The sequence below is a fragment of the Streptomyces sp. NPDC046727 genome, from assembly GCF_040645635.1.
Taxonomy (GTDB): Bacteria; Actinomycetota; Actinomycetes; order Streptomycetales; family Streptomycetaceae; genus Streptomyces.
Genome location: NZ_JBEYYR010000047.1, coordinates 69,550 through 76,367, shown reverse-complemented (window position 1 = coordinate 76,367; position 6,818 = coordinate 69,550). Strand labels below are relative to the sequence as shown.

The 6,818-nt window shown below is 73.4% G+C and carries 5 protein-coding genes and 1 pseudogene; 3 read left to right on the top strand and 3 right to left on the bottom strand.

What is annotated here, in order from left to right; translation table 11 throughout:
- A pseudogene (locus ABZ937_RS37970) lies at positions 1-549 on the bottom strand (hypothetical protein); the annotation flags it as partial.
- 102 nt (positions 550-651) lie between these two features.
- On the bottom strand, positions 652-1,413 hold the full coding sequence (locus ABZ937_RS37965) for a HEAT repeat domain-containing protein (RefSeq protein ID WP_361699072.1): 762 nt from the start codon (positions 1,411-1,413) through the stop codon (positions 652-654).
- Positions 1,414-1,633: 220 nt separating this feature from the next.
- Between ABZ937_RS37965 and ABZ937_RS37960 the strand changes: the two genes are divergently transcribed.
- Positions 1,634-2,986 (top strand): DUF1266 domain-containing protein, encoded by a 1,353-nt coding sequence (locus ABZ937_RS37960; protein WP_361699070.1) that lies wholly within the window; start codon positions 1,634-1,636, stop codon positions 2,984-2,986.
- 31 nt (positions 2,987-3,017) lie between these two features.
- Here the strand turns inward: ABZ937_RS37960 and ABZ937_RS37955 are convergent, their stop codons facing one another.
- Positions 3,018-4,229: a serpin family protein gene (locus ABZ937_RS37955; RefSeq protein WP_361699080.1), complete on the bottom strand. Its 1,212-nt coding sequence runs from the start codon at positions 4,227-4,229 to the stop codon at positions 3,018-3,020.
- Positions 4,230-4,477: 248 nt separating this feature from the next.
- Here ABZ937_RS37955 and ABZ937_RS37950 point away from each other — a divergent pair, with 248 nt between their 5' ends.
- Together ABZ937_RS37950 and ABZ937_RS37945 are read left to right on the top strand one after the other, a co-directional pair.
- The gene (locus tag ABZ937_RS37950) at positions 4,478-5,677 is read left to right on the top strand and encodes a DUF4190 domain-containing protein (RefSeq protein WP_361699068.1); all 1,200 of its coding nucleotides are present in this window, start codon (positions 4,478-4,480) and stop codon (positions 5,675-5,677) included.
- 162 nt (positions 5,678-5,839) lie between these two features.
- A complete protein-coding gene (locus ABZ937_RS37945; protein WP_361699066.1) occupies positions 5,840-6,592 on the top strand; it encodes a GntR family transcriptional regulator in 753 nt (250 codons plus the stop codon).
- The last annotated feature ends 226 nt before the right edge of the window (positions 6,593-6,818 follow it).

Here is a 6,818-nt window from a genome sequence, read left to right as displayed (position 1 = left end):
GCCTTCCGCGCCGGTTCCGTCACCGGGGTGGACGCAGTGGCCGGCGGTCCACACGGTGTTCTTGTTGGCGGTGACGATGGACGATCCGCTGCAGCCGTGCGTGGTGCCGTCCTTGGCGGTGAACAGGATCTTCCCGACCAGGACAGCAGGCTGGGACTGCTGGAACGGGACCGGCTGCGCGTACGGCATCTCCGGCACACTCGTGGCGGAGGTGCTGGCGAGAGGCGTGAGCGTCTTGCCGGAGACCGCGGGCTCGGACTGCGCCGGCAGGGTCTGCTTGACGGGTCTCCGGTCGCCGGCCTTGGTCGCCGCTGCGGCCTTCTTGTTGAAGGCGGCCTGGTCCTTCTCCTCGTTGGCGAGGGCCCGGTGGACGCGCTCGGCGGTCCAGAAGTCCCGCACTTTCTGCGGGTCGGTGGTCTGCTTGCCGATGGTCAGCTTCGGCCTGGGGGACGGCGTCTCGGCCTGCGCGACGTCGGCCGTGGCGAGGGTGGCGGGGAGAAGCGCTATGGACAGCAACGCGGCTGCGGTTGCTCGTCGGGGCGTGCGCATGTTCACAGTCGGCCCATCTGGTCGGCATGTTGATCTTGCGCCGAGAGTGAAGCACGCCGATAAGGAGGGCCCGTGGAGCGCGCGTGAGGGAATTCCCTTGGTTCACAAGAGGGTTGAGCCCCAGTTCGCGGCGCTCCCCGCCGGGCGCAGGTCGGTGTGGTCGATCCAGGTGGGGACGGCGAAGATGTCGTCGCCGGCCGGGGCCTGGGCGGCCTCCCGCAGGCACCAGGTGCGAGCTTCTTCGACCAACTGGTCCCAGGGCGCGGTCCAGTCGAGTTCCCAGTCCGGGCCGGTGCCGGAGACGCCGTACGTGCCGCCGGCCCTCACTCGCCAGAACTGGGTGCCGAGAACCACCTGGGCGTGGTCGGCCAGGTCGTTGATGATCTCGGGGAGGTGGGCCGAGGGCCAGCCGGGGGCGTCGTCGGCGACGGTGGCCCGTAGGCGCGCGGTGAGCGGCGGGACGACCGGGGTACGGGCGCCGAGCCGGGTCAGGGCTGAGCGGATGCCGGCGGGCTCGCTCCAGTCGGGCGGGGTCCGCCGTTCCAGACAGGCGCGGTAGGCGCGGCGCAGCGGCTCGATCGCGCCGTCGATCTCCAAGCTCGCCAGGGCCACGGCCGCCCATTCACGGACGACCGTGTTGTCGCTGTCCAGCAGCCCGATGAGAGCGGGGCCGCAGCGGGGATCGCCCACCTCCTCGAAGACCTCGATGGCGGTCAGCTGTCCGAAGCTGTCGAGGAAGGGCAGCCCGTCGATGACGGCGGGGACGGCGGCGGAGCCCCTGTGGATCAGTTCCGCGCGGGCGTCGTAGGACGGGCCGGACGAGTCGTCGAGCTGCTGGACGAGTCTCTCGATTTCGGAGGTCATGACGGGTCTTCTGCTTTCCGGTCCGCGGCGGAGTGGGGGCGGCTTCCCCGGGCAGTCTCGTGCACGGGTCCGATCCGGTGCCATGCGTTTACGGGAGGGAAGGCCCTGGTCGCCGCCGCGCGGGGCGGGGGTCGTAGGGTGTCCGCAGTCATGATCGCGATTGCGGGGGTATGCGGTGTTCGGTGGCCGGAAACGGGCGGCTCGGCACGAACGGAGCGGTGTGCGGGAGCAGCCGGCGGAACGCTACGTCGTCGGTGAACTGGACGATCACGACGAGGCGCTGCCGAACGTTCCGGCGCCCGCCGAGCCCGGCACCTGGCAGGCGCCCGCCGCGCTCGAACAGCACCTGTACGCGCTGCTGACCCGCCATGCCACGACCGAGTGGGCGGACGCGGAGGCCGAGGAGGAGGCCCGGGGCGACCTGCAGCTCGCCTACCTGGAGGCACTCGCCGAGGACCTCGTGTACGTGCCGTTCCGCCGCGAGGAGACCTCGCCCGAACCCGGCCGGCGCACCTTCCACGTGTACGACACCGCCGTCGGGCGCCTCGTCGCCGTCTACACCCGCGGCCTGCTCCCCCGCCCCCACCCGTACCTGGTCTTCGAGGCGTACACCCTGCGCGACCTGGCCGACGACCTGCCCGACGACGTCGCCGGCATCGCCGTCAACAACCAGACCCCGTGCCCGATGCTCATGTCGGCCGACGCGGAGGAGCGTCAGGTGTGGCGGGCGCTGCACCACGAGCACTGGGACGAGGACGGGCGTGCCGAACGGCTCGTCACCCTGCGCACCGGCGCACCGCCCCTCGGCCCGCTCCTGCACGGCCTGGCCCTCGGTGCCCAGATGTGCTTCGTCAACGGCGAGGCCTGGAACAACCCGCACTACCACGGCCTCGGCCTGTCCACCGAGCACGAGCGGCTCGCCAAGTGGTGGGGCGTCACCGACCGGGCGGAGTGGCAGGAGACCCAGCGGCGGCTCCTCGACCGCGATGTCACCCCCTGGTACTGGGAGTTCGTCCTCGACGCACGCAACGCGCTCGCCCACCGGAACGGGGACGGGCGGCTGCAGGCCGTCGACGCCACCGCATGGCGCGAGTGCGTCGAACTGACACTGCGGGAGCGCGCCGCGCAGGTACCGGAGGACGAGATCGGCCCGGACTGGGAGGAGTTCGTCGCCCACGTCGTCGGCCTGGTCGGCCAGGTGCTGCGGTACGAGGCCAGGTTCCGCGCCGACGGCCTGCTCGCGGCGGACGCCGCCGTGCGCTCGGTCGCGGCCTGGGACATCGGCCGCGCCTCGATGATGGCCCGCTGGGGCTACGGCGCCCGCTTCGCCACCCGCGCCGAGATGCGCGAGGCCGTCGTCGAGGCGAGCGAGGCCGCACAGTCCGCCCACACCTCGTGGCAGGACTTCTCCGCCGGCTACGCACTGGGCCGCTGCCTGCACTTCGACGACGAGGAGTTCGGCGGCTGGTACCAGGAGATGCTCACCGCCCACCGGACCCTGACCAGCGACCCGACAAGCCCCTGGAACACCGTCCCCTTCCACGTGCCCCACGGGGCGGGGCTCGGCAGCTAGCGCCGCCCCCCGGCCGGCGCGCAGCCGCCGGTCAGGGGGCCGGCGGAGCCGTCGGGACCAGGCCCGTGACCGGGTACGGGGACGGTTCCGTGACCCAGCCCGCCGCCAGGACCAGGCGGGAGTCGCGGTCCGTGGCGAGGAAGCCGAAGGGGCGGTCGAAGGCGACGCGGACGACCGTGGTCTCGTAGTGGTACTGCGGGACCCCGCCGGCCGCGGCCGGCATGAGCGCCGTCACCGCCGCCGCCCGGAAGCCGAGCGCGCCGAACTGGGCCACCGCCGACTGGCGGGCCTCCCCGACAGCCAACGGGTAGGCGCTCACCCCCGGGAAGTGGCCGACCCGGTCGTCGGCCGCCGAGGTGAGGCCGAAGAGGCCCGGCAGGGCGAGCAGGTTGTGGTCGGCCCGCACCTCGTACGCCACCGTCCGCACGTCCAGCGTGCGCGGCTCCGGCGCGACGGCCGGCTGCTGCTCCACGTGCAGGCCCGGGCCGACATGCCCGTGCGGCAGCGCTCCGCCTCCGGTCAGCGGCAGGCCGCGGTCCACGATCCCGACGCCGGCCGCCAGCACCTGGCCCGGTGTCATCCGCTCCTCACCGAGCACCAGGTGGACGTCGACGCCGTTGTCCCCGGGCACCGTCAACGCGGTGACGAAGCCGTCCGGGGTGCCCGTCACCCCCACCCGGTCCGGCCGCACGCTGCGTCGGTGCAGGCCACGCAGGGTACGGCCCTGCCAGGGGCCGGAGTCGGGTCGCAGCGGCACCTCGGTGAAGGGCTGCCGCCAGTCCGTGCGCAGCGCGAGGGCGCTGGCCAGCACCATCCGCGCGTCCCGGGTCAGCGTCACCGGCATGCGCTCGACCAGCCCGCCGGTCCGCTCGGCCGCCCAGGCGTCCAGCCGCTCCTGGGCGGTGACCAGGTCGTCCCCGAAGACTCCGTAGGTCCCGGCGGGGAGTCCGGCCCGCCATTCGTCGCGCAGGGGCAGCCCCTGGTGCGTCCACAGGCCGAGCGCCGTGTCCAGACCGGACACCTGCGCCAGCCCCGCCAGCAGCTCCCGCGCGGCACCGGCCGCCTGCTCGGCCGGCACGCCCAGGGCACCGGCCAGTTCCGCGCGCGCCGGGCCCACCGCGCCGTCGGCCAGGAAGGCCAGCAGGGGCCAGACGCCCGGCGCCGAGAACACCGTTCCCTCGGGCAGGGCCTGCGCCCAGCGGGCCGTCAGCCCGTTCACACGCCGGACCGTCTCCTCGGTCACCTTGCTCACTCGTCGCCCTCCCCCGAGGCCTCGCGGACCGCCGTACCACCCAACTGTCCGTCAGCTCGCTCGCATGTCCGGGCCGCACCGGTCACCCAGTCGTGCGCCCGGTCCTTCCCCTGCGTCTTCACCCGCATTCCGCCCCCGTTCGTGCCCCGCTTACCATGCGGCCAGTCGTACGTCAGTCCAGCCGCCGGCCCGGTCGCCGGTGCTGTGCTGCCGCCGCCCGATCCAGGAGCACGGTACCGGTGTCCATACCCCCGCCTCCCGGCCCCCACCAGCCACAAGGGCCGTTCCAGCCACCTCCGTCGTACCCGCAGGGGCCGTACGGACCGTCGCCGTATCCCCAACAGCCGGGCGGCAACCTGGGGTTGCCGGGGTACCAGCCGTGGACGCAGGGCTACAGCCCCTACAACCACCCGGCGCCGGTCAACGGCCTCGCCATCGCCTCCCTGGTGCTCGGTGTGCTGTGCTTCCTGCCCGGTGTGGGCCTGGTACTCGGGCTGGTCGCGCTGCGGCAGATCCGCCGGCGCGGCGAACGCGGCACCGGGCTGGCCGTGGGCGGCTCCGTGCTCTCCGGCGTCGGGCTGGTGTTGTGGGTGCTGCTGGTCGCCACGGGCGGCGCCTCGGAGCTGTGGGAGGGGTTCAAGGAGGGCGCACGCGACGGCGCGACCATCTCGCTGGCCGAGGGCGAGTGCTTCGACGCGCCGGGCGGCGGGCTGAGCGGGGTGACCCACGACGTGGACAAGGTCTCCTGCGCCGGCGCGCACGACGGCGAGGTGTTCGCGTCCTTCCGGCTGCCGGGCGGCGCCTACCCCGGGCACGGCTCGGTCACCGAGACCGCCGACGAGCGCTGCTGGGGCCTCCAGGACGGCTACGCGATGGACGGCTGGGCGGTCCCGCAGGACGTCGACGTGTACTACCTGACCCCGACCGAGGGCAGCTGGGCCGCCGGCGACCGCGAGGTCACCTGCGTGTTCGGCAACACCACCGAGGGCGAGGACCTGACCGGGTCGCTGCGCAACGACGAGACCGTCCTCGACGCCGACCAGGTCGCCTATCTGAAGGCCGCTCACGTCCTCAACGCCGCCATGGACACCGCCCCGGACGAGGAGTACGTGGAGGACGACCTGCCGGGGCACAAGGCGTGGGCGGGCCGGGTGTCGGCCGCGCTGGGCGAGCAGGCCCGGATGCTGCGCGCGCACGACTGGCCCGCCGGCTCCCGGGGGTCCCTCGCCGCGCTGGCCAGGGAGTTGGACAAGGCGCGCGCGGAGTGGGCGAAGGCGGCCCGGGCCAAGGACGCGGACACCTTCTACGAGCACTACGACACCGGCTCCGAGCTGATCGACCCGAGCCGGGCGGTCACCGCGCGGGAGTCCCTGGGGCTGGCCACCACCCCGCCCGCCGCGTCCGGTGAGGAGGGAAGCGACGCCGGGATGCAGGTGTGAGCCGGTGAAGCGCGCGGGCACCTATACGGCAGAGAAAGTGCCTGGGTAAAGCCCTCCCCGGCCCCTTGTCATCACATCGAGTGATTCTCTGGCCTTTGCTTGCATGGCCCAACCCACGGTTGCCAGGCTGTTGCTGTCTGTACAACCTGATGGGAGCGGCCAGTGACTTTCGGTGAGCAGCCGGCGTACCTGCGTGTCGCGGGTGATCTCCGCAAGAAGATCGTCGACGGTTCACTGCCGCCCCACACCCGGCTCCCCTCCCAGGCCCGCATCCGCGAGGAGTACGGCGTCTCGGACACGGTCGCGCTGGAGGCCCGCAAGGTGCTGATGGCCGAGGGCCTGGTCGAGGGCCGCTCCGGTTCGGGGACGTATGTGCGCGAGCGCCCCGTGCCCCGCCGCGTGGCCCGCTCCGGATACCGGCCGTCCGGCGGCGCCACCCCCTTCCGGCAGGAGCAGGCCGACGCCTCCGTGCGCGGCACCTGGGAGTCCAGCAGCGAGCAGGCCGAGGCCGGCGCGGCCATCGCCGAGCGGCTCGGGATCCAGGCCGGCGACCGGGTCATGCGCACCAAGTACCTGTTCCGGGAGGCCGGCGAGCCGATGATGCTCTCCACCTCCTGGGAACCGCTCGCCGTGACCGGCCGCACCCCGGTGATGCTCCCCGAGGAGGGCCCGCTCGGCGGGATGGGCGTGGTCGAGCGGATGCGGGCCATCGACGTCATCGTGGACAACGTCACCGAGGAGGTCGGCGCCCGCCCCGGCCTCGCCGAGGAACTGCATCTGCTCGGCGGCGTCCCCGGTCATGTGGTCCTGGTCGTCCAGCGCACGTACTTCGCCTCCGGCCGCCCGGTCGAGACCGCCGACGTGGTCGTCCCGGCCGACCGCTACCGGGTCGCCTACCATCTGCCCGTCAAGTGACCATCCGCCCCGGCGGGTCCGCGTGCGCCCCTTTGCGTGAGGTAGCGCACACCCTGACGCGCCGCAGGGCCAGAACCCCTCACCCCCGCCCCCCCGCCCGCCGCAGCGATCCGGCCGTTTTCCCAGGTGACCTCGGGTGCCCCTGGCATGCCCCGACCCGAGGCGGGGGAGTTTGCGACGGCGCATTCGGTCCCGTGCGCCCCCGGCGTTCTGGCTGGTTGCGTAC

Coding starts and splice junctions, on each gene's coding strand:
- ABZ937_RS37965 (WP_361699072.1), bottom strand. CDS start 1,413: ATGACCTCCGAAATCGAGAGACTCGTCCAGCAGCTCGACGACTCGTCC.